Raw genomic sequence first — 20,636 nt, 5'->3', positions numbered from 1 at the left:
TGTGGATCATGAGTTCTGTCCTGCATGAGGATCCCTACCTTGAGAGCTGGCGCTGGATGAGTCGCCAGATTCGCTGCGGTCTCGACCCCAACGAACCGCGCCTGATCGAACATTACCTCAATGAAGGTCGATACCTGGCGTGCTGCACTGCAACCCATCCGTGGACGATCGCCGAAACCTCATTCCGCCTGTTACTCGACACTGCCAGCGATATTGCGCTGCCTTGGCACTGGCGCTCCTTGTGCCTGGACCAGGCCTGGCGCCCTCTGCGTGACCTGGAAAAACTCTCTCACTGTGCCTGCCGCCTCAAGCGCTGGCAGACCTTTGCCTGGCAATTGGCGACGTGCGAATTGCTGCCCTCAATTTCTGTTTCTGACCTGGTGCAAGGATCTTCCGATGAGTAACACCCGTATCGAACGCGACAGCATGGGCGAACTGCACGTGCCTGCCGAGGCCCTGTATGGCGCCCAGACCCAGCGCGCGGTGAACAACTTCCCGATCAGCCACCAACGCATGCCAGCGCAATTCATTCGCGCGCTCATACTGGCCAAGGCCGCCGCTGCCAAGGTCAACGTTGACCTCAAGCAGATCAGCGAGGGGCAGGGCAAAGCCATTGTCGATGCCGCCCAAGGTTTGTTGGAAGGGGATTTCATGCCGCACTTCCCGGTGGATATCTTCCAGACCGGCTCCGGCACCAGCTCCAACATGAATGCCAACGAAGTGATTGCAACCCTCGCCAGCCGTTTGCTGGGCGAGTCGGTCAACCCCAACGATCACGTGAATTGCGGCCAAAGCAGCAACGACATCATCCCGACTACCCTCCACGTCAGTGCCGCGCTGGTCCTGCACGAGCAAACGCTGCCGGCCCTGTTGCACTTGGTGCAGGTGATCGAGCGGAAGGCCGAAGAGCTCCATCCTTTCATCAAGACCGGTCGCACGCACCTGATGGACGCCATGCCGGTGCGCATGAGCCAAGTGCTCAACGGTTGGGCGCAGCAGCTCAAGGCCAATATCGGGCATTTGCAGGACCTTCTGCCGAGTTTGCAAGCCCTGGCTCAGGGCGGCACGGCAGTGGGCACCGGGATCAACGCACACCCTGAATTCGCTGCGCGTTTCAGCCAGCAACTGAGCAGCCTGACAGGCGTGAAATTCACCCCCGGCAAAAACCTGTTCGCCCTGATTGGCTCTCAAGACACCGCCGTGGCCGTGTCCGGCCAGTTGAAAGCCACCGCCGTGTCGCTGATGAAAATCGCCAACGACCTGCGCTGGATGAACTCCGGTCCGCTTGCCGGCCTGGGTGAAATCGAACTGGAAGGCCTGCAACCTGGCTCGTCGATCATGCCCGGCAAGGTCAACCCGGTGATCCCGGAAGCGACTGCGATGGTCGCCGCGCAGGTCATTGGCAATGACACGGTAATCACCGTCGCCGGTCAGTCAGGCAACTTCGAACTGAACGTGATGCTGCCGATCATCGCGCAGAACCTGCTCAGCAGCCTTGAACTGCTGGCCAATTCCAGTCGCCTTCTCGCGGACAAGGCCATTGCCAGTTTCAAGGTCAATGAAGCCAAGCTCAAGGAAGCGCTGTCGCGCAACCCGATTCTGGTCACCGCACTCAACCCGATCATCGGTTACCAAAAGGCCGCTGAAATCGCCAAGAAAGCCTATCAGCAGGGCCGCCCGGTGATTGAGGTCGCACTGGAGCACACCGACTTGCCGCGCAGCCAACTGGAGATCCTGCTGGATCCGGAAAAGCTCACGGCTGGCGGCGTGTAATCACCGACCCTGCTTTGGAGGCTCACCATGGAGCACTGGAAACGCACGATCGAACGGGCCAATCGCTGCTTTATGGCAGGCGAACTGGTCGACGCTCGCGAGGCCTATCTGCAAGCCCTGGCCCTGGCTCAAGTGTTATTCGAACGTTGGGCGGATGCCGACGAAGCAGTGGCGGCTTGCGTCATTTCCCATCACAACCTGGCGGATTTGCACCTGCGCCTGAATCAGCCAGAGGAAAGCGCGGAATACCTCTGCGCTATTCATCAGCGCCTGTTGCAGACCATGCAGGACTCGCGTTTGAGCCCGCAATTACGGGAGGCGGCCCTGCGTCAGAGCAGCAAAACCTACGTCGAGCTGTTGAATTTCATCAGCGACCACGGCGAATACCCTCGTACCCATCGCTTGCTGGGCGGTACTGCGGCACAGCCGACCACTCCTCATTACGGAGCACATTGATATGACTTATACCTTGCCTGCCTTGCCTTACGCGTACGACGCCCTGGAACCGCATATCGATGCGCAAACCATGGAGATCCACTACACCAAGCACCACCAGACGTACATCAACAACCTCAATGCGGCTGTGGAAGGCACTGAGTTTGCCGGCTGGCCAGTGGAGAAGCTGGTGTCCAGTGTGCAGCAACTGCCGGAAAAACTGCGTGCAGCCGTCATCAACCAGGGTGGCGGCCATGCCAACCACTCGTTGTTCTGGGCAGTGATGTCGCCCAAAGGTGGCGGCAAACCCGAAGGCGCGTTGGGCAAAGCCATTGATGAACAGTTGGGTGGCTTCGACAGTTTCAAAGAGGCCTTCACCAAGGCTGCATTGACCCGTTTCGGCAGCGGCTGGGCCTGGTTGAGTGTGACTCCGCAGAAGACCCTGGTGGTGGAAAGCAGTGGCAACCAGGACAGCCCACTGATGAACGGCAATACGCCGATTCTCGGTCTGGACGTCTGGGAACACGCCTACTACCTGCTGTACCAGAACCGTCGCCCGGAATACATCAATGCCTTCTACAGTGTTATCAACTGGCCAGAAGTCGCCGCCCGCTATCAGGCCGCCGTGGCCTGACATTCACCTTCATAACAAGATCTAAGGCCGACTATGGGCACTGAAACACTGGCGATCAGCAGCGGGCGAATGTTTCGTTATGCGTTTGGCTCGCTACTGCTATTGGCAGGTATTGCATTGCTGGTGGCCCACGGGCTGGCCTGGCTGGACCTGGAACCGCGTATTCTGCGTGCCCTACAGGGCGGCGCCATCTGTGCGCTCGGCACGGCCCTTGGCGCCGTGCCGGTGTTGGTCATCCGACGTATGCCGGTGGCGTTGAGCGATACATTGCTGGGCTTTGGTGCCGGGGTGATGCTGGCGGCGACGGCGTTTTCGCTGATCGTGCCGGGCATTGCCGCGGCTGAAGGCCTGGGGCTCTCGCCCTGGGGGGCAAGTGGCCTGATCAGCTTTGGCATTATGCTGGGAGCATTCGGGCTGTATCTGGTTGACCGCAAGGTCTCCGGCGCTAGCCCGGAAATGCTGGTGGGCACGCCGGACAAACCGGTGATTCCACCGCGCATTTGGTTGTTCGTATTTGCCATCATTGCCCATAACATCCCCGAAGGCATGGCGGTCGGCGTCTCCGCAGGCGGCGGTATGCCGGATGCAGACAGCCTGGCGATGGGCATTGCGTTGCAGGACGTGCCCGAAGGCCTGGTGATTGCGTTGGTGTTGGCCGGGGCAGGGATGTCGCGGGTCAAGGCGTTCCTGATCGGTGCGGCGTCAGGTCTGGTTGAGCCGGTGTTTGCGGTGCTCTGTGCCTGGCTGGTCAGCCTGGCCGAGGTATTGTTGCCGTTGGGTCTGGCCCTGGCCGCCGGCGCGATGCTGCTGGTGGTGACCCACGAGGTCATTCCCGAATCGCGGCGCAATGGTCACGAAAAGCTCGCCAGTTTGGGGTTGTGCATCGGGTTTTGCTTGATGATGGTGATGGACACGGCGTTGGGATAACGCCCGCTCCCTTGTAGGAGCCGGCTTGCCGGCGATCAATCCTTGAGACGTGCGGTGCGCTTGGCGACGCCATCGCCGGCAAGCCGGGCTCCTACAGAGGGTTATTCGCCTTCGTCGAAGTAGTTGTTGATCAGCGCCACCAAGGCGTCCATCGCTTCCTGCTCCTGCTCACCTTCGGTCTTCAAGTGAATCTTAGTGCCCTTGCCCGCTGCCAGCATCATCATCGCCATGATGCTTTTGCCGTCGACCATCGATTCCGGTGAGCGTCCGGCGCGGATCTGACAGGGAAACTGCCCAGCCACACCCACGAATTTGGCGGAGGCCCGGGCGTGCAGGCCCAGCTTGTTGATGATTTCAATTTCCAGAGCGGGCATCGCGCAGGTGTTCCTTTCAGCTAAGGTCGCGGTGGCGGACCTGGACGTTCTTGAGGGTTTGTTGCAGCACCTGGCCCAGGCGCTCGGTCAGGTAGACGGAACGGTGGTGGCCGCCGGTGCAGCCGATGGCGATGGTGACGTAGGCGCGGTTGCTGGCGGCGAAGCGTGGCAACCATTTGAGCAAGTAGCTGGAAATGTCCTGGAACATCTCCTCCACATCCGGCTGCGCTGCCAGGTAATCAGCCACGGGCTGATCCAGCCCGGACTGTTCGCGCAGTTCCGGCTTCCAGTAGGGGTTGGGCAGGCAGCGCACATCGAACACCAGGTCGGCGTCCACCGGCATGCCACGCTTGAACCCGAATGACTCAACAAGAAATGCCGTACCGGGCTCCGGCTGATTCAGCAGGCGCAGCTTGATGGCGTCGCGCAGCTGATACAGGTTGAGGCTGGTGGTATTGATCTTGAGGTCAGCGAGGTCAATGATCGGCCCCAGCAGCTTGGTTTCGTCTTCGATGGCTTCTGCCAGGGAACGGTGGGGGCTGCTGAGGGGGTGGCGTCGACGGGTTTCGGAGAAGCGCTTGAGCAAAGTCTCTTCGTCGGCGTCCAGGTAAAGCACATCGCAATGAATATGCTTGGCGCGCACTTCCTCGAGTAATTGCGGAAATCGCTCAAGGTGGCTGGGCAGGTTGCGGGCATCAATCGAAACGGCGACCAGGGGTTGCGCCAGTTCGGTGTGGATCAGCGCACGCTCCGCCAGTTCCGGCAGCAGGCCGGCGGGCAGGTTGTCGATGCAATAGAAACCGCTGTCCTCAAGAACATTGAGGGCGGTACTTTTACCCGAGCCAGAACGGCCGCTGACGATGATCAAACGCATGATTACTGCCCGTTCTGTTCATCCAGGACAACCTGGTACAGCGCCTCATTGCTACTGGCGCTACGCAGTTTGTCGCGTACTTCCTTGCGGTCGAGCATGCTGGCGATCTGCCTGAGCAGTTCCAGGTGTGCATCGGTGGCGGCTTGTGGGACCAGCAGAACGAACAGCAGGTCGACCGGGGCGCCGTCGATAGCGTCGAAATCGATGGGGGCTTCCAGGTGGAGCAGGGCGCTGACGGGTGTTTCGCAGCCTTTGAGGCGGCAATGAGGAATGGCGATGCCGTTACCAAAACCGGTAGAGCCGAGTTTTTCACGGGCAATCAGCGCATCGAACACATCCTGCATCTCCAGATCCGGCACTTCGCGCGCGATCAGGTTGGCAATTTGTTCGAGGGCTTTTTTCTTGCTGCCTCCCGGCACGTTCACGAGGGAACGGCCGGGGGTCAGGATGGTTTCAAGTCGGATCATGTGGGGAGAGTTAACGACCTGTACCTTGCATCAGGTGCAGATTCTTTTCCTTATGCTTTATGAGTTGGCGGTCCAGCTTGTCGTAGAGCGAGTCGATCGCCGCGTACATGTCTTCATGTTCTGCATTGGCGACGAGCTTTGCATTCGGTACGTGCAGGGTGGCCTCGATTTTCTGCTTGAGCTTATCGACCTCCATGATGACCTGCACATTGGTGATCTTGTCAAAATGCCCCGCCAGCTTGTTCAGCTTGCTTTCGGTGTATTCACGCAGGGGTTTGGTGACTTCCAGCTGGTGTCCACTGATGTTGACTTGCATACAGCTTCTCCTTCGTTGCCAGTGCATAAAGCGGCAGGTAGGAATACCTGCCACTGGAACGCTGTGGCCCGCCCGTCACATCAAACGCTTACGCTCGCTGGAAGGCGCGATCCCGAGGGACTCGCGGTACTTGGCGACGGTTCGACGGGCGACCTGAATGCCTTGTGCCTCCAGTAAACCAGCGATCTTACTGTCACTCAATGGCTTTTTCTGATTTTCCGCGGCAACCAGTTTTTTGATGATCGCGCGGATCGCCGTGGACGAGCATTCACCGCCTTCGGAGGTGCTGACGTGGCTGGAGAAAAAGTATTTCAGTTCATAAATACCCCGTGGGGTATGCATGAATTTCTGCGTGGTTACCCGTGAAATCGTCGACTCATGCATGCCAACCGCTTCGGCGATGTCATGCAGTACCAGCGGTTTCATCGCTTCGTCGCCGTATTCCAGGAAGCCGCGCTGGTGCTCGACGATTTGGGTGGCGACTTTCATCAGGGTTTCGTTGCGGCTTTGCAGGCTCTTGATGAACCAGCGTGCTTCCTGCAACTGGTTGCGCATGAAGGTGTTGTCGGCACTGGTATCGGCGCGCCGTACGAAGCCTGCGTATTGAGGGTTGACCCGCAGGCGCGGCACCGACTCCTGGTTCAGTTCCACCAGCCAGCGCTCGTTGTCCTTGCGCACGATGACATCGGGCACCACGTATTCGGCTTCGCTGGATTCGATTTGCGAGCCGGGACGCGGGTTGAGGCTCTGTACCAGCTCGATGACCTGGCGCAGGTCGTCTTCCTTGAGCTTCATGCGACGCATCAATTGGCTGTAGTCGCGGCTGCCCAGCAGGTCGATGTAATCGGTGACCAGGCGCTGGGCCTCGGCGAGCCATGGGGTCTTGGCGGGTAGCTGGCGCAATTGCAGCAACAGGCATTCGCTGAGCGTGCGCGCGCCGATACCGGCAGGCTCGAACTGCTGGATGCGATGCAGGACGGCTTCGATCTCGTCCAGCTCGATATCCAGTTCAGGGTCGAAGGCTTCAAGAATCTCTTCAAGCGTCTCGTCTAGATAACCCTGGTTGTTGATGCAGTCGATCAGCGTCACGGCGATCAGGCGATCGGTGTCCGACATCGGCGCAAGGTTCAGTTGCCACAGCAGGTGGCTCTGCAGGCTCTCGCCGGCGGAGGTGCGGGTGGTGAAGTCCCACTCGTCGTCATCGTTGCTGGGCAGGCTGCTGGCGCTGGTCTGGTAGACGTCTTCCCAGGCGGTATCGACCGGAAGCTCGTTGGGAATGCGCTCGTTCCATTCGCCTTCCTCAAGGTTGTCCACCGTAGGGGCGGTTTCCTGGTAGGAGGGTTCCTGCACGTCAGAATTGGGTTTTTGCTCGATGTTATCGGCCAGTGGGTCTGCGTTATCGAAGTCGTCGCCTTCTTCCTGGCGTTCGAGCATCGGATTGGACTCCAGGGCCTCCTGGATTTCCTGTTGCAGGTCCAGTGTCGACAATTGGAGCAGGCGGATGGCCTGTTGCAGCTGCGGTGTCATCGTCAGCTGCTGGCCCATTCTCAGGACTAGCGATGGTTTCATGGCAGGGGCTTAACACCTTATTCGCCGGCGCAATGCGCCATCCACGACAGGGCGCGTGAGCGCCAAACATAAGCAAATTATATGCCTGATGTCGGGGGCTTTGCCTAGAGCGCGGTAACAATAAAAATCCGGAGGTTTTCATTGACTCCCGCGCACCTTGGCAAACGGCCGTGACACCACGGTGTTTACAGGCGGAACTCGTGACCCAGGTACACTTCCTTGACCAATTCGTTGGCCAGGATAGTGGCCGAATCGCCTTCGGCAATCAGCTGGCCATCGTTGACGATATACGCGGTTTCGCAGATATCGAGGGTCTCACGGACGTTGTGGTCAGTGATCAGCACGCCAATGCCCTTGGCCTTGAGGTGATGGATGATCTGCTTGATGTCGCCCACCGAGATCGGGTCGACGCCGGCAAACGGTTCGTCCAGCAGGATGAACTTGGGCGCGGTGGCCAGGGCGCGGGCGATTTCCACGCGGCGACGCTCACCACCGGACAGGCTCATGCCGAGGTTGTCGCGGATATGGTTGATGTGGAATTCCTGCAGCAGGCTTTCCAGCTCCTTGCGGCGGCCGTCACGGTCGAGTTCCTTGCGGGTCTCGAGGATGGCCATGATGTTATCGGCGACCGACAGTTTGCGGAAGATCGACGCTTCCTGCGGGAGATAGCCGATACCGGCGCGTGCGCGGCCGTGCATCGGCTGGTGGCTCACGTCCAGGTCGTCGATCAGGACGCGGCCCTGATCCGCCTGGACCAGGCCGACGATCATGTAGAAGCAGGTGGTCTTGCCGGCGCCGTTGGGGCCGAGCAAGCCGACGATCTGGCCGCTGTCGATCGACAGGCTGACGTCGCGCACGACCTGACGGCTTTTATAGGCCTTGGCCAGATGCTGGGCTTTCAGGGTTGCCATTACTCGGCCTTCTTCTTCGGCTGGATAACCATGTCGATGCGTGGACGAGGCGCGGTGACCTTGTTGCCATTGGCACGACCGGCGTTAGCGATCTGTTTCACGGTGTCATAGGTGATCTTCTCACCTTCCGTCGAGTTGCCATCGGGGCTGAGCACCTTGGCCTGGTCGATCAGGACGATGCGGTTCTGCTGGGCATGGTACTGGATAGTCTTGCCGTAGCCTTTCATCGGGCCGGTATCGGTCGCGGACTGCTTCTGTTCGAAGTAAGCCAGGTTGCCCACCGACGTTACCACGTCGATATCGCCCGATTGGGTGCGCGTCAGTGTCACCGTATTGCCGGTGATCTTCATCGAGCCCTGGGTGATGATCACACCGCCGGTATAGGTGGCGACGCCTTGCTTGTCATCGAGCTGTGCATCGTCAGCCGAGATGTGGATCGGTTGCTGGCTATCGTTCGGCAGAGCCCAGGCGCTCACGCTTCCCAGTGCTGCGCCCAGACCGAGCAAAATAGGGAGAGTTTTAACGAGCCTCATACTGTCCTCTTACGTTCGATAGCAGGTGTATCCTGCTTTCTTTCAAATACGCTTTCATTCCCTTGCCAGTCGATACACCGCCAGCGCCGTCGATTCTAACGTCTTGCTCGGTCTGCGCATATTGCTTCTGCGGGAATACGGTCATGCGACTGCTGGTAATCACGGTCTCACGTTTTTTATCGTCCGTGCGCGCAACGCGCACCGAGTCGATCAGTTCCACCTCGGTACCGTCCGGGTTGACCTCACCACGTTTGCTGGTGACGTGCCATGGGAACTCGGTACCGCGGTAAATGTTCATGTCCGGATTGGTCAGCAGCGTGACTTCGCTGGCCTTTACATGCTCGACCTTGTCCGAAGTTATCTCGTACTGAACCTTGCCGTCTGGCAGGAATTGCACGCTCTTGGCATTGATGGCGTAGTAGTCGATAGCGCCCTCGTCCACCTGCGCAGCAGGCTGGTCGAGAAAGCGCTCCGGGCTGATATTCCAGTAGCCCACCGCGAGAAACAGCGCGGCGATGACCCCGAATAGCAGGAAGTTGCGAATCTTTTTGCTCAGCATAAAACGCTCTATAAGTAGGCGGCGTGGGCCGCTTCAAGGCTACCCTGGGCTCGCAGGATCAGCTCGCAGAACTCGCGGGCGGCACCTTCACCGCCACGGGCGGTAGTGATGCCATGGGCATGCTCGCGAACAAATGCCGCCGCATTGGCGACAGCCATGCCCAAGCCCACCCGACGAATCACCGGCAGGTCTGGCAGGTCATCGCCCAAGTAGGCGACCTGCTCATAGCTTAGGTTGAGTTGGCCAAGAAGCTCGTCCAGAACCACCAGTTTATCCTCGCGGCCCTGATACAGGTGAGGAATCCCCAGGTTTTGTGCACGGCGTTCCACAACGGGGGTTTTTCGGCCGCTGATAATCGCTGTTTGCACGCCCGCCGCCATCAGCATCTTGATGCCCTGGCCATCGAGGGTGTTGAACGTCTTGAATTCGCTGCCGTCTTCGAGGAAGTACAGGCGGCCATCGGTCAGCACGCCGTCGACGTCGAAAATCGCCAGCTTGATGTTTTTACCGCGTTGCAACAGGTCGCTGGTCATTTACATCACTCCCGCACGCAACAAATCGTGCATGTTCAGGGCGCCAATCGGATGGTCATTGCCATCGACCACCACCAGCGCGCCTATCTTATGGTCTTCCATGATCTTCAAGGCTTCGGCTGCCAGCATTTCAGGGCGCGCGGTCTTGCCGTGAGGGGTCATCACCGCATCAATGGTGGCGGTGTGGATATCAATGGTGCGGTCCAGGGTGCGGCGCAGGTCGCCGTCGGTGAAGACCCCGGCCAGGCGGCCGTCGGCTTCCAGTATCACGGTCATGCCCAGGCCCTTGCGGGTCATTTCCATCAGCGCGTCCTTCAGCAAGGTGCCGCGCTGGACGTGGGGCAACTCATCGCCCGAGTGCATGACGTTTTCCACTTTCAGCAGCAAACGGCGGCCCAGGGCGCCACCCGGGTGGGAAAATGCGAAGTCCTCGGCGGTAAACCCTCGGGCTTCCAGCAGCGCCACGGCCAGGGCATCGCCCATGACCAGTGCGGCGGTGGTGGAGGAGGTCGGTGCCAGGTTCAGCGGGCACGCCTCGTGGGCCACGTGAACATTCAGGTTCACTTCGGCGGCCTTGGCCAGCGTCGACTCCGGGTTGCCGGTGATGCTGATCATCTGGATGCCGAGGCGCTTGATCAGCGGCAGCAGGGTCACGATTTCGTTGGTGCTGCCGGAGTTGGACAGCGCCAGGATGATGTCATCCTTGGTGATCATGCCCATGTCGCCGTGGCTGGCTTCGGCGGGGTGCACGAAAAATGCGGTGGTCCCGGTGCTGGCCAGGGTGGCGGCGATCTTGTTGCCGACGTGGCCCGACTTGCCCATGCCGACCACGACAACGCGGCCTTTGCTGGCCAGAATCATCTCGCACGCGCGTACGAAATCTGCGTCGATATGCGCCAGCAAGCCTTCTACGGCTTCAAGCTCGAGGCGGATGGTGCGTTGTGCGGATTGAATAAGGTCGCTGGATTGGCTCATGTCTGAAATCGTATAGCCTGACGAAAAGTCGGCGATTATAACGGTAATGATCAATTCCCTCACGCAAGTTCGTCAGGGTTTGTTTGCGATGCGCTCGAGATTCCATCCTTGGCAACATAGGCAGCAACGTTTTTTCCCTGTCCTCAATCTGAACAAGCACCGTTCCGGCCTTGGGCGCCCTGTACCAGCAGTGATATAGTTCGCCGCCAGTTCGGTCCGCTCGGCCCATGTGGCCAAGTATTGCGCGAATGATGCAAACGTTTGTCGCAAGCGTGGTGTCTGAGTGAGAGGCTGCATCCCAAGGAGTTTAGATGAGTGCCGATAACGCCTACGCGGTCGAGCTGAAGGGACTGACCTTCAAGCGCGGGACGCGCAGCATCTTCAATAACGTCGATATCCGCATTCCGCGCGGCAAGGTCACGGGCATCATGGGGCCTTCCGGTTGCGGCAAGACCACCCTGCTGCGCCTGATGGGCATGCAATTGCGGCCCAGCGCCGGTGAAGTGTGGGTCAATGGCCAGAACCTGCCGACGCTGTCGCGCAGCGATCTGTTTGACGCACGCAAGCACATGGGTGTGCTGTTCCAGAGCGGTGCGCTGTTCACCGACCTCGATGTTTTCGAGAACGTGGCCTTTCCGCTGCGGGTGCATACCCAGCTGTCTGACGAAATGATTCGTGACATTGTGTTGCTGAAACTGCAGGCCGTAGGCCTTCGCGGTGCCATCGACCTGATGCCCGATGAACTGTCCGGTGGCATGAAGCGCCGTGTGGCCCTGGCGCGTGCCATCGCCCTCGACCCGCAGATTCTCATGTATGACGAGCCTTTTGTCGGCCAGGACCCCATCGCCATGGGGGTGCTTGTACGGCTTATCCGCTTGCTCAACGATGCTTTGGGCATTACCAGCATCGTGGTCTCCCATGATCTTGCAGAAACCGCGAGCATCGCCGATTACCTTTATGTAGTCGGCGATGGCCAGGTGCTGGGGCAGGGCACACCGCAAGAGCTGATGAACGCCGATAACCCGCGCATTCGCCAGTTCATGACCGGCGATCCCGATGGCCCGGTGCCTTTTCACTTTCCGGCAGCGGACTACCGCTCAGATCTTCTGGGGAAGCGCTGATGCGCAAGACATCTCTCATCGAGAAGGTTCGCCTTTTCGGTCGCTCGGGCATCGACATCGTCGAGGTTCTGGGCCGTTCGACGATTTTCCTCTTCCACGCCCTGCTCGGTCGCGGCGGCATTGGCGGCGGCTTTGGCCTGCTGGTCAAGCAACTGCATTCGGTAGGTGTCATGTCCCTGGTGATCATCGTGGTCTCCGGCGTGTTCATCGGCATGGTGCTGGCGTTGCAGGGCTTCAATATCCTCTCCAGCTACGGTTCGGAGCAGGCGGTAGGGCAGATGGTCGCCCTGACGCTGTTGCGTGAACTGGGGCCGGTGGTCACCGCCTTGCTGTTCGCCGGGCGCGCGGGTTCCGCGTTGACCGCCGAAATCGGCAACATGAAATCCACCGAGCAGTTGTCCAGCCTGGAAATGATCGGCGTGGACCCGCTCAAGTACATTGTTGCCCCGCGCCTGTGGGCCGGCTTCATTTCCCTGCCATTGCTGGCGATGATCTTCAGCGTGGTCGGTATCTGGGGCGGTTCGTGGGTGGCAGTGGACTGGCTGGGCGTCTACGACGGCTCCTACTGGGCCAACATGCAAAACAGCGTGACGTTCACGGGCGACGTGCTCAACGGCGTCATAAAGAGCATCGTCTTCGCCTTTGTTGTCACCTGGATCGCCGTATTCCAAGGCTACGACTGTGAGCCCACCTCAGAAGGGATCAGTCGCGCCACCACCAAGACCGTTGTGTACGCCTCGCTGGCGGTACTGGGCCTTGACTTCATTTTGACCGCCTTGATGTTTGGAGATTTCTGATGCAAAACCGCACTGTGGAAATCGGTGTCGGCCTTTTCTTGCTGGCTGGCATCCTGGCTTTACTGTTGTTGGCCCTGCGAGTCAGCGGTCTTTCGGCCAGCCCCACCGCCGATACTTATAAACTTTACGCGTACTTCGACAATATCGCCGGTTTGACTGTCAGAGCTAAAGTGACCATGGCCGGTGTAACCATCGGCAAGGTCACGGCAATCGATCTGGACCGCGACAGCTTCACCGGCCGGGTGACGATGCAATTGGACAAGAAGGTAGATAATCTGCCGACCGACTCCACTGCATCTATCCTCACTGCGGGTCTGCTGGGCGAGAAGTACATCGGTGTCAGCGTGGGCGGGGAAACAGCCCTGCTCAAGGATGGCTCGACAATCCACGACACACAGTCGTCGTTGGTACTTGAAGACCTGATCGGTAAATTCCTGCTCAATACGGTCAATAAAGACGCCAAATGAGGAATTCGTACATGATCTCTACCTTGCGACGTGGCCTTCTGGTACTGCTTGCAGCGCTGCCGTTGATGGCCAACGCAGCAGGTTCTGCGCACGATCTGGTGCAGGACACTACTAACAAGATGTTGGCTGACCTGTCGGCCAACAAGGAAAAGTACAAGCAGGACCCGAGTCAGTTCTATAACGCGCTCAACACCATTGTTGGCCCGGTGGTCGACGCTGAAGGCATTTCCCGCAGCATCATGACGGTCAAGTATTCGCGCAAGGCTACCCCGGCGCAGATGCAGACCTTCCAGGAAAACTTCAAGAAAGGCCTGTTCCAGTTCTACGGTAACGCGCTGCTCGAGTACAACAACCAGGGCATTACCGTTGCTCCCGCCGGCGATGAGTCGGGTGATCGCACCAGCGTCAATATGAGCGTCAAAGGCAACAACGGTGCTGTCTACCCTGTGCAGTACACGCTGGAGAAGGTTAACGGCGAGTGGAAGCTGCGTAACGTGATCATCAACGGCATCAACATTGGCAAGCTGTTCCGTGATCAGTTCGCCGACGCCATGCAGCGCAATGGCAACGATCTGGACAAAACCATCAATGGTTGGGCCGGTGAAGTCGCCAAGGCCAAGGAAGAAACCGATAAAGCTGCCGGGAAGCCTGCGCAATGACCGAGTCGGCTGTTCGTCTAGGCGATGCCGGCGAGCTGTTCATCAGTGGCGTGCTGGACTACCGCTCCGGGCCTGACCTGCGCAAGCAGGGCCAGGCCTTGATCAAGACCAGCACTGCCCCTGCGCTGGTGCTGGATTGTTCGGCTGTGACCAAGTCCAGCAGCGTCGGCTTATCGTTGTTGCTGTGCTTCATGCGTGATGCCGAAGCGGCCAAAACGCCCGTCAGCATCCGTGCTATGCCCGAAGACATGCGTGAAATTGCCGAAGTTTCCGGTCTGACCGAGTTGCTGGCGCATCCTTAATACCCATTATTAAAGAGGCCCCCCGTCAGAGTCCTGCTATGCGGGGTTCGCAGGCGCGGGGCTTTTTTGTATGATGTGCGACCCGCGCGCACTGGGCGCCGATAGAGGTTGAGCATGCAGGCCCTAGAAGTTAAGCGCTTTCTTGAAGGAAAGCTGCCGGAAACGACCGTAGAAGTTGAAGGCGAAGGCTGCAACTTCCAGCTGAACGTGATTAGCGATGAACTGGCGGCACTCAGCCCGGTCAAGCGTCAGCAGCAGATCTATGCCCATTTGAACCCGTGGATCACCGATGGCAGCATCCATGCGGTCACTATGAAATTTTTCAGCCGCGCGGCCTGGGCCGAGCGCACCTGAGCCCCCAAGGCGTCGAGATTCTTATGGATAAATTGATTATTACCGGCGGTGCCCGCCTTGATGGCGAGATTCGCATCTCCGGTGCAAAAAACTCCGCCTTGCCGATCCTGGCAGCGACCCTGCTGTGCGATGGCCCGGTTACCGTGGCCAACCTGCCGCACCTGCACGACATCACCACCATGATCGAGCTGTTCGGTCGCATGGGTATCGAGCCGGTGATCGACGAGAAACTGGCCGTTGAGATCGACCCGCGCACCATCAAGACCCTGATCGCCCCGTACGAGCTGGTGAAAACCATGCGCGCGTCGATCCTGGTGCTGGGCCCGATGGTCGCCCGTTTCGGCGAAGCCGAAGTCGCATTGCCTGGCGGTTGCGCCATTGGCTCGCGTCCGGTTGACCTGCATATCCGCGGCCTTGAAGCCATGGGTGCGACTATCGACGTCGAAGGCGGCTACATCAAGGCCAAGGCGCCGGAAGGCGGCCTGCGTGGCGCCAACTTCTTCTTTGATACCGTCAGCGTGACCGGTACCGAGAACATCATGATGGCCGCTGCCCTGGCCAACGGCCGCAGCGTCCTGCAAAACGCCGCGCGCGAGCCGGAAGTGGTCGACCTGGCCAACTTCCTGATCGCCATGGGTGCCAACATCACCGGCGCCGGCACCGACACCATCACCATCGACGGTGTGAAACGCCTGCACCCGGCCACCTACAAAGTGATGCCGGACCGCATCGAGACCGGTACCTACCTGGTTGCTGCTGCCGTCACCGGTGGTCGCGTCAAGGTCAAGGACACCGATCCGACCATCCTGGAAGCGGTCCTGGAAAAGCTGCGCGAAGCCGGTGCCGAAATCACGACCGGCGAAGACTGGATCGAGCTGAACATGCACGGCAAGCGTCCTAAAGCCGTCAACGTGCGTACCGCTCCCTACCCAGCGTTCCCGACCGACATGCAAGCGCAGTTCATCTCCCTGAACGCGATTGCCGAAGGCACCGGTGCCGTGATCGAGACCATCTTCGAAAACCGCTTCATGCACGTGTACGAACTGCACCGCATGGGCGCGAAGATCCAGGTCGAAGGCAACACCGCCATCGTGACCGGCACCGAGAAACTCAAGGGCGCGCCAGTGATGGCCACCGACCTGCGTGCCTCGGCCAGCCTGGTGATCTCGGCGCTGATCGCCGAAGGCGACACCCTCATCGACCGCATCTACCATATAGACCGTGGTTACGAGTGCATCGAAGAAAAACTGCAGATGCTCGGCGCCAAAATCCGCCGCGTACCGGGCTAGTCCCGCCGCTGAAAACGCTGTCACTGTGGTGAGCGGGCTTGCCCCGCGCTGGGCTGCGAAGCGGCCCTAAAGTCTGGGGAGCGCTGCGCACTCCAGCGCAGGGCAAGCCCGCTCACTACTAGAGGCTTGCTGTAAATTTGTTCAAAATCGAGGCTGTAATGGCCTCGATCTGTGTCCGGCGCCGTTTGCGACCGGGCAGCAATAGCCTGATGAAGGACTGACGTTTCCATGTTGACCATCGCACTGTCCAAGGGCCGCATCCTTGACGACACTTTGCCGCTTCTGGCTGAAGCGGGCATCGTGCCGACCGAGAATCCGGACAAGAGCCGCAAGCTGATCATCCCCACGACCCAGGACGACGTGCGCCTGTTGATCGTGCGGGCTACCGACGTGCCGACCTACGTTGAACATGGCGCAGCCGACCTCGGTGTTGCCGGTAAAGACGTGCTGATGGAATACGGCGGCCAGGGCCTGTACGAGCCATTGGACCTGCGTATCGCCCTGTGCAAGTTGATGACCGCTGGCCGTGTCGGTGATGTCGAGCCCAAAGGCCGCCTGCGCGTCGCGACCAAGTTCGTCAATGTTGCCAAGCGTTACTACGCCGAGCAAGGCCGCCAGGTCGACATCATCAAGCTCTACGGCTCGATGGAGCTGGCGCCGCTGATCGGCCTGGCCGACAAGATCATCGACGTGGTCGACACCGGTAACACCCTGCGTGCCAACGGTCTTGAGCCGCAAGAATTCATTGCCGACATCAGCTCCCGCCTGATCGTCAACAAAGCTTCGATGAAGATGCAGCATGCCCGTATCCAGGCGTTGATCGACACCCTGCGCACGGCAGTGGAGTCGCGACACCGCGGTTGACTTACCCGCGTAGCCTGAAGGCTGCGCCCGTCTATCCGCCTCATAGCCAGAATTCTCAGGTGCCCAAGCGGAAACGACTGCTAGTTTAGGGTGCCTGAGTTTTTGCCAATTCTATTGAGGCCCTCGCTATGACCACGTCCACTGCAATTGCCCGACTCAACGCTGCCGACCCGGATTTCGCCCATCATCTGGATCATCTGCTGAGCTGGGAAAGCGTGTCCGACGATTCGGTCAACCAGCGGGTGCTCGACATCATCAAGGCCGTGCGCGAGCGCGGTGATGCGGCGCTGGTGGACTTCACCCGCCAGTTCGACGGCCTGGACGTCAAGTCCATGGCTGACCTGATCCTGCCCCGCGAACGCCTGGAACTGGCCCTGACGCGCATCACTGCGCCGCAGCGCGAAGCCCTGGAAGTGGCGGCGGCGCGCGTGCGCAGCTACCACGAAAAACAGAAACAGGATTCCTGGAGCTACACCGAGGCTGACGGCACGGTGCTTGGCCAGAAGGTCACCCCGCTGGACCGCGCCGGTCTGTACGTGCCGGGCGGCAAAGCTTCGTACCCCTCATCGGTGCTGATGAACGCGATCCCGGCCAAAGTGGCAGGCGTGACCGAAGTGGTCATGGTCGTGCCGACCCCGCGCGGTGAAATCAACGAACTGGTGTTGGCTGCAGCCTGCATCGCCGGTGTGGATCGCGTGTTCACCATCGGCGGCGCCCAAGCCGTTGCCGCCCTGGCGTATGGCACTGAAAGCGTGCCGAAGGTCGACAAAGTGGTCGGCCCAGGCAATATCTATGTCGCCACCGCCAAACGCCACGTATTTGGCCAGGTGGGCATCGACATGATCGCCGGCCCTTCGGAAATCCTGGTGGTATGCGACGGCCAGACCGACCCGGACTGGATCGCCATGGACCTGTTCTCCCAGGCCGAGCATGACGAAGATGCCCAGGCGATCCTGGTCAGCCCGGACGCCGAGTTCCTCGACAAGGTCGCGGCCAGCATCAATAAACTGCTGCCGACCATGGAGCGCGCCGAGATCATCGAGAAGTCGATCAATGGCCGTGGCGCGTTGATCCTGGTGCGCGACATGGAGCAAGCCATCGAAGTGGCCAACCGTATCGCGCCGGAGCACCTGGAGCTGTCCGTGGCCGACCCACAAGCCTGGCTGCCGTCGATTCGCCACGCGGGTGCGATCTTCATGGGCCGCCATACCAGCGAAGCCCTAGGGGACTACTGCGCGGGCCCGAACCACGTGCTGCCAACCTCCGGCACGGCGCGGTTCTCGTCGCCACTGGGGGTGTATGACTTCCAGAAGCGTTCGTCGATCATCTTCTGCTCGCCCCAGGGCGCTTCCGAGCTGGGCAAGACTGCTTCGGTGCTGGCCCGTGGTGAATCCCTGAGTGCCCACGCCCGCAGCGCCGAATACCGCATCCTTGAAGAGAAGGGGAACTGAGACATGAGCAAATTCTGGAGCCCTTTCGTCAAGGACCTCGTGCCTTACGTGCCCGGCGAACAACCTAAGCTGACCAAGCTGGTCAAGCTCAACACCAATGAAAACCCCTACGGGCCATCGCCCAAGGCATTGGCGGCGATGCAGGCCGAGTTGAACGACAACCTGCGCCTGTACCCGGACCCCAACAGCGACCTGCTCAAGCAGGCGGTGGCCAAGTATTACGGGATCGATGCCGGCAAAGTGTTCCTTGGCAACGGTTCCGACGAAGTCCTCGCGCACATCTTCCACGGCCTGTTCCAGCACGATCTGCCGCTGCTGTTCCCGGATATCAGCTACAGCTTCTATCCGGTTTACTGCGGGCTCTATGGCATCAAGTCGGCTCCGGTGCCGCTGGACGAACAGTTCCAGATCCGCGTGGCGGATTACGCCAAGCCGAACGGCGGGATCATCTTCCCCAATCCGAACGCGCCCACCGGCTGCGTGCTGGCGCTGGACGCCGTGGAGCAGATCCTCAAGGCCAGCCCGGACTCGGTGGTGGTGGTCGATGAAGCCTATATCGACTTCGGCGGTGAAACCGCGATCAGCCTGGTGGACCGCTACCCGAACCTGCTGGTGACCCAGACCCTGTCCAAATCGCGTTCACTGGCTGGTTTGCGCGTGGGCCTGGCCGTGGGTCACCCGGACCTGATCGAAGCGCTGGAGCGGGTCAAGAACAGCTTCAACTCCTACCCGCTGGATCGCCTGGCGATTGTCGGCGCAGCGGCGGCGTTCGAGGATCGTGAGTACTTCGAGAAGACCTGCCGATTGGTTATCGATAGCCGTGAGAAAGTCGTGGCACAGTTGGAAGCCAAAGGCTTTGAAGTGTTGCCGTCGGCAGCCAACTTCATTTTTGCCCGTCACCCACAGCATGACGCGGCGGGCCTGGCGGCCAAGTTGCGTGAGCAAGGGGTGATTGTTCGTCACTTCAAGCAGGAGCGGATTGCCCAGTTCCTGCGGATCAGCATCGGCACGCCTGAGCAGAACCAGGCGTTGATCGATGGGCTCGGTGAGCTCTAGGCGTTAGACCTTTATTGGCTTGACGGGCCTCATCGCGGGCAAGCCCGGCTCCCACATTGGAATGCATTTCCCTGTGGGAGCCGGGCTTGCCCGCGATGAGGCCATCAGCAACACCGCATCGTTACAGCAACGGCTCATCCGGCTTCTTGTTCTTCCAACCATCATTGCCCGGCAGCAACAGGTTCAAGCCAATTGCCACTACCGCGCACAGGGCAATGCCCTTGAGGCCGAAGTCATCCGGGCCGGTGCCGGTACCGACCAGCACACCGCCAATCCCGAACACCAGGGTCACCGACACAATCACCAGGTTGCGAGCTTCGCCCAGGTCGATCTTGTGGCGGATCAGCGTGTTCATCCCCACCGCGGCAATCGAGCCGAACAGCAGGCACAGGATCCCGCCCATCACCGGTACCGGTATGCTCTGCAGCAATGCGCCGAACTTACCGATAAACGCCAGGCTGATAGCAAACACTGCCGCCCAGGTCATGATTTTCGGGTTGTAGTTCTTGGTCAGCATCACCGCGCCGGTCACTTCGGCGTAGGTGGTGTTCGGCGGGCCGCCAAACAGGCCGGCAGCCGTGGTGGCAATGCCGTCACCCAGCAACGTGCGGTGCAGGCCTGGCTTCTTCAGGTAGTCGCGACCAGTCACGCTGCCCACCGCAATCACACCGCCGATATGTTCGATCGCCGGGGCCAGGGCCACCGGGACGATAAACAGGATCGCTTGCCAGTTGAATTCCGGTGCGGTGAAGTGGGGCAGGGCAAACCAGGGGGCGGCGGCGATCTTCGCCGTGTCGACCACGCCAAAGTAGAACGACATGGCAAAGCCCACCAGCACGCCGGAGATGATCGGCACCAGGCGGAAAATGCCCTTGCCGAACACCGCCACGATCAAGGTGGTCAGCAGTGCTGGCATCGAGATCATCATCGCCGTCTGGTAATGGATCAGCTCGGTACCGTCACCGGCTTTACCCATCGCCATGTTGGCGGCGATCGGTGCCATGGCCAGGCCGATGGAGATAATCACTGGCCCGATCACCACGGGCGGCAGCAGCCGGTCGATAAACCCGGTGCCCTTGATCTTCACGGCCAAGCCCAGGAAGGTATAAACGAAGCCGGCGGCCATCACCCCGCCCATGGTCGCCGCGAGGCCGAACTGGCCCTTGGCGAGAATGATCGGGGTGATGAAGGCAAAGCTCGACGCCAGGAAGACCGGCACCTGCCGCCCTGTCACCACCTGGAACAACAACGTGCCCAGGCCCGCGGTGAACAGTGCGACGTTTGGATCAAGACCTGTGATCAGTGGCATCAACACCAGCGCGCCAAATGCTACGAAGAGCATTTGTGCGCCAGACAGGATCTGGCGCCAAAGCGGGTCGTTGAATTCATCCTGCAT

At 59.9% G+C, this 20,636-nt stretch carries 26 protein-coding genes; 15 read left to right on the top strand and 11 right to left on the bottom strand.

The genetic code is table 11. From position 1 onward, the window contains the following. Nucleotides 1-8: 8 nt before the first annotated feature. The 5 genes from KHP07_RS03985 to KHP07_RS03965 are packed head-to-tail and all read left to right on the top strand — an operon-like array spanning nt 9 to nt 3,769. Nucleotides 9-404, top strand: coding sequence for a FagA protein (locus tag KHP07_RS03985; RefSeq protein WP_078046886.1), 396 nt, complete (start codon nt 9-11; stop codon nt 402-404). Beyond that, complete coding sequence (locus KHP07_RS03980) at nt 397-1,773, top strand: class II fumarate hydratase (protein WP_214496627.1); 1,377 nt, start codon at nt 397-399, stop codon at nt 1,771-1,773. The genes KHP07_RS03985 and KHP07_RS03980 overlap by 8 nt, the downstream gene beginning before the upstream one ends. Before the next feature lie 27 nt (nt 1,774-1,800). Continuing rightward, nucleotides 1,801-2,229 (top strand): DUF2753 family protein, encoded by a 429-nt coding sequence (locus KHP07_RS03975; RefSeq protein WP_078046888.1) that lies wholly within the window; start codon nt 1,801-1,803, stop codon nt 2,227-2,229. A 1-nt stretch (nt 2,230) separates the two neighbouring features. Next, the gene (locus KHP07_RS03970; RefSeq protein WP_078046889.1) at nt 2,231-2,842 is read left to right on the top strand and encodes a superoxide dismutase; all 612 of its coding nucleotides are present in this window, start codon (nt 2,231-2,233) and stop codon (nt 2,840-2,842) included. Nucleotides 2,843-2,875: 33 nt separating this feature from the next. Next, nucleotides 2,876-3,769, top strand: a complete 894-nt coding sequence (locus tag KHP07_RS03965) for a ZIP family metal transporter (protein WP_078046890.1) — start codon at nt 2,876-2,878, stop codon at nt 3,767-3,769. A gap of 101 nt (nt 3,770-3,870) precedes the next feature. On the opposite strand, the gene KHP07_RS03960 is transcribed toward KHP07_RS03965, so the two are convergent. The 10 genes from KHP07_RS03960 to KHP07_RS03915 all read right to left on the bottom strand — a co-directional run bounded on the left by KHP07_RS03960 (nt 3,871) and on the right by KHP07_RS03915 (nt 10,880). Further along, on the bottom strand, nt 3,871-4,143 hold the full coding sequence (locus KHP07_RS03960) for an HPr family phosphocarrier protein (protein WP_078046891.1): 273 nt from the start codon (nt 4,141-4,143) through the stop codon (nt 3,871-3,873). Between the two features lie 16 nt (nt 4,144-4,159). Beyond that, nucleotides 4,160-5,017, bottom strand: coding sequence for an RNase adapter RapZ (rapZ, locus tag KHP07_RS03955; protein WP_049709982.1), 858 nt, complete (start codon nt 5,015-5,017; stop codon nt 4,160-4,162). 2 nt (nt 5,018-5,019) lie between these two features. Further along, nucleotides 5,020-5,484 (bottom strand): PTS IIA-like nitrogen regulatory protein PtsN, encoded by a 465-nt coding sequence (gene ptsN, locus KHP07_RS03950; protein WP_061435337.1) that lies wholly within the window; start codon nt 5,482-5,484, stop codon nt 5,020-5,022. A gap of 10 nt (nt 5,485-5,494) precedes the next feature. Next, nucleotides 5,495-5,800: a ribosome hibernation-promoting factor, HPF/YfiA family gene (gene hpf, locus KHP07_RS03945; protein WP_003171804.1), complete on the bottom strand. Its 306-nt coding sequence runs from the start codon at nt 5,798-5,800 to the stop codon at nt 5,495-5,497. Between the two features lie 75 nt (nt 5,801-5,875). Next, nucleotides 5,876-7,369, bottom strand: a complete 1,494-nt coding sequence (locus KHP07_RS03940; RefSeq protein WP_016974289.1) for an RNA polymerase factor sigma-54 — start codon at nt 7,367-7,369, stop codon at nt 5,876-5,878. 185 nt (nt 7,370-7,554) lie between these two features. Further along, entirely contained in the window at nt 7,555-8,280 is a 726-nt protein-coding gene (lptB, locus tag KHP07_RS03935; RefSeq protein WP_003171806.1) for an LPS export ABC transporter ATP-binding protein, read from the bottom strand. Then, the gene (gene lptA / locus KHP07_RS03930) at nt 8,280-8,813 is read right to left on the bottom strand and encodes a lipopolysaccharide transport periplasmic protein LptA (protein ID WP_078046892.1); all 534 of its coding nucleotides are present in this window, start codon (nt 8,811-8,813) and stop codon (nt 8,280-8,282) included. The genes lptB and lptA overlap by 1 nt, the downstream gene beginning before the upstream one ends. Next, on the bottom strand, nt 8,800-9,372 hold the full coding sequence (gene lptC, locus KHP07_RS03925) for an LPS export ABC transporter periplasmic protein LptC (RefSeq protein ID WP_214496626.1): 573 nt from the start codon (nt 9,370-9,372) through the stop codon (nt 8,800-8,802). The genes lptA and lptC overlap by 14 nt, the downstream gene beginning before the upstream one ends. Before the next feature lie 8 nt (nt 9,373-9,380). Further along, the gene (locus KHP07_RS03920; protein WP_034118123.1) at nt 9,381-9,905 is read right to left on the bottom strand and encodes a KdsC family phosphatase; all 525 of its coding nucleotides are present in this window, start codon (nt 9,903-9,905) and stop codon (nt 9,381-9,383) included. Continuing rightward, complete coding sequence (locus tag KHP07_RS03915; RefSeq protein ID WP_078046894.1) at nt 9,906-10,880, bottom strand: KpsF/GutQ family sugar-phosphate isomerase; 975 nt, start codon at nt 10,878-10,880, stop codon at nt 9,906-9,908. A gap of 311 nt (nt 10,881-11,191) precedes the next feature. Between KHP07_RS03915 and KHP07_RS03910 the strand changes: the two genes are divergently transcribed. From KHP07_RS03910 to hisC, 10 genes are all read left to right on the top strand, one after another. Then, entirely contained in the window at nt 11,192-12,001 is an 810-nt protein-coding gene (locus KHP07_RS03910; protein WP_078046895.1) for an ATP-binding cassette domain-containing protein, read from the top strand. Continuing rightward, nucleotides 12,001-12,798 carry a lipid asymmetry maintenance ABC transporter permease subunit MlaE gene (gene mlaE, locus KHP07_RS03905; RefSeq protein ID WP_099494054.1) on the top strand — a complete coding sequence of 266 codons (798 nt, stop codon included), beginning with the start codon at nt 12,001-12,003 and terminating at the stop codon, nt 12,796-12,798. Before KHP07_RS03910 ends, mlaE begins: the two co-directional genes overlap by 1 nt. Continuing rightward, a complete protein-coding gene (gene mlaD / locus KHP07_RS03900) occupies nt 12,798-13,265 on the top strand; it encodes an outer membrane lipid asymmetry maintenance protein MlaD (RefSeq protein ID WP_003171814.1) in 468 nt (155 codons plus the stop codon). Before mlaE ends, mlaD begins: the two co-directional genes overlap by 1 nt. 11 nt (nt 13,266-13,276) lie before the next feature. Further along, a complete protein-coding gene (locus tag KHP07_RS03895; protein WP_078046897.1) occupies nt 13,277-13,924 on the top strand; it encodes an MlaC/ttg2D family ABC transporter substrate-binding protein in 648 nt (215 codons plus the stop codon). Beyond that, the gene (locus tag KHP07_RS03890) at nt 13,921-14,226 is read left to right on the top strand and encodes an STAS domain-containing protein (RefSeq protein WP_214496625.1); all 306 of its coding nucleotides are present in this window, start codon (nt 13,921-13,923) and stop codon (nt 14,224-14,226) included. The genes KHP07_RS03895 and KHP07_RS03890 overlap by 4 nt, the downstream gene beginning before the upstream one ends. A 114-nt stretch (nt 14,227-14,340) precedes the next feature. Continuing rightward, complete coding sequence (locus KHP07_RS03885) at nt 14,341-14,580, top strand: BolA family protein (RefSeq protein ID WP_034102215.1); 240 nt, start codon at nt 14,341-14,343, stop codon at nt 14,578-14,580. 23 nt (nt 14,581-14,603) lie between these two features. Continuing rightward, nucleotides 14,604-15,869: a UDP-N-acetylglucosamine 1-carboxyvinyltransferase gene (gene murA / locus KHP07_RS03880; RefSeq protein ID WP_034102217.1), complete on the top strand. Its 1,266-nt coding sequence runs from the start codon at nt 14,604-14,606 to the stop codon at nt 15,867-15,869. A gap of 228 nt (nt 15,870-16,097) precedes the next feature. Further along, on the top strand, nt 16,098-16,733 hold the full coding sequence (hisG, locus tag KHP07_RS03875) for an ATP phosphoribosyltransferase (protein ID WP_071494135.1): 636 nt from the start codon (nt 16,098-16,100) through the stop codon (nt 16,731-16,733). A gap of 128 nt (nt 16,734-16,861) precedes the next feature. After that, a complete protein-coding gene (gene hisD, locus KHP07_RS03870) occupies nt 16,862-18,184 on the top strand; it encodes a histidinol dehydrogenase (protein ID WP_025856319.1) in 1,323 nt (440 codons plus the stop codon). A gap of 3 nt (nt 18,185-18,187) precedes the next feature. Next, complete coding sequence (gene hisC, locus KHP07_RS03865; protein WP_214496624.1) at nt 18,188-19,240, top strand: histidinol-phosphate transaminase; 1,053 nt, start codon at nt 18,188-18,190, stop codon at nt 19,238-19,240. A gap of 121 nt (nt 19,241-19,361) precedes the next feature. Here the strand turns inward: hisC and KHP07_RS03860 are convergent, their stop codons facing one another. Next, nucleotides 19,362-20,636, bottom strand: coding sequence for a uracil-xanthine permease family protein (locus tag KHP07_RS03860; RefSeq protein ID WP_034102220.1), 1,275 nt, complete (start codon nt 20,634-20,636; stop codon nt 19,362-19,364).

The organism is Pseudomonas sp. VS40, assembly GCF_018587885.1.
Taxonomy (GTDB): Bacteria; Pseudomonadota; Gammaproteobacteria; order Pseudomonadales; family Pseudomonadaceae; genus Aquipseudomonas; species Aquipseudomonas pergaminensis.
This window is presented reverse-complemented; position numbering and strand designations above follow the sequence as displayed.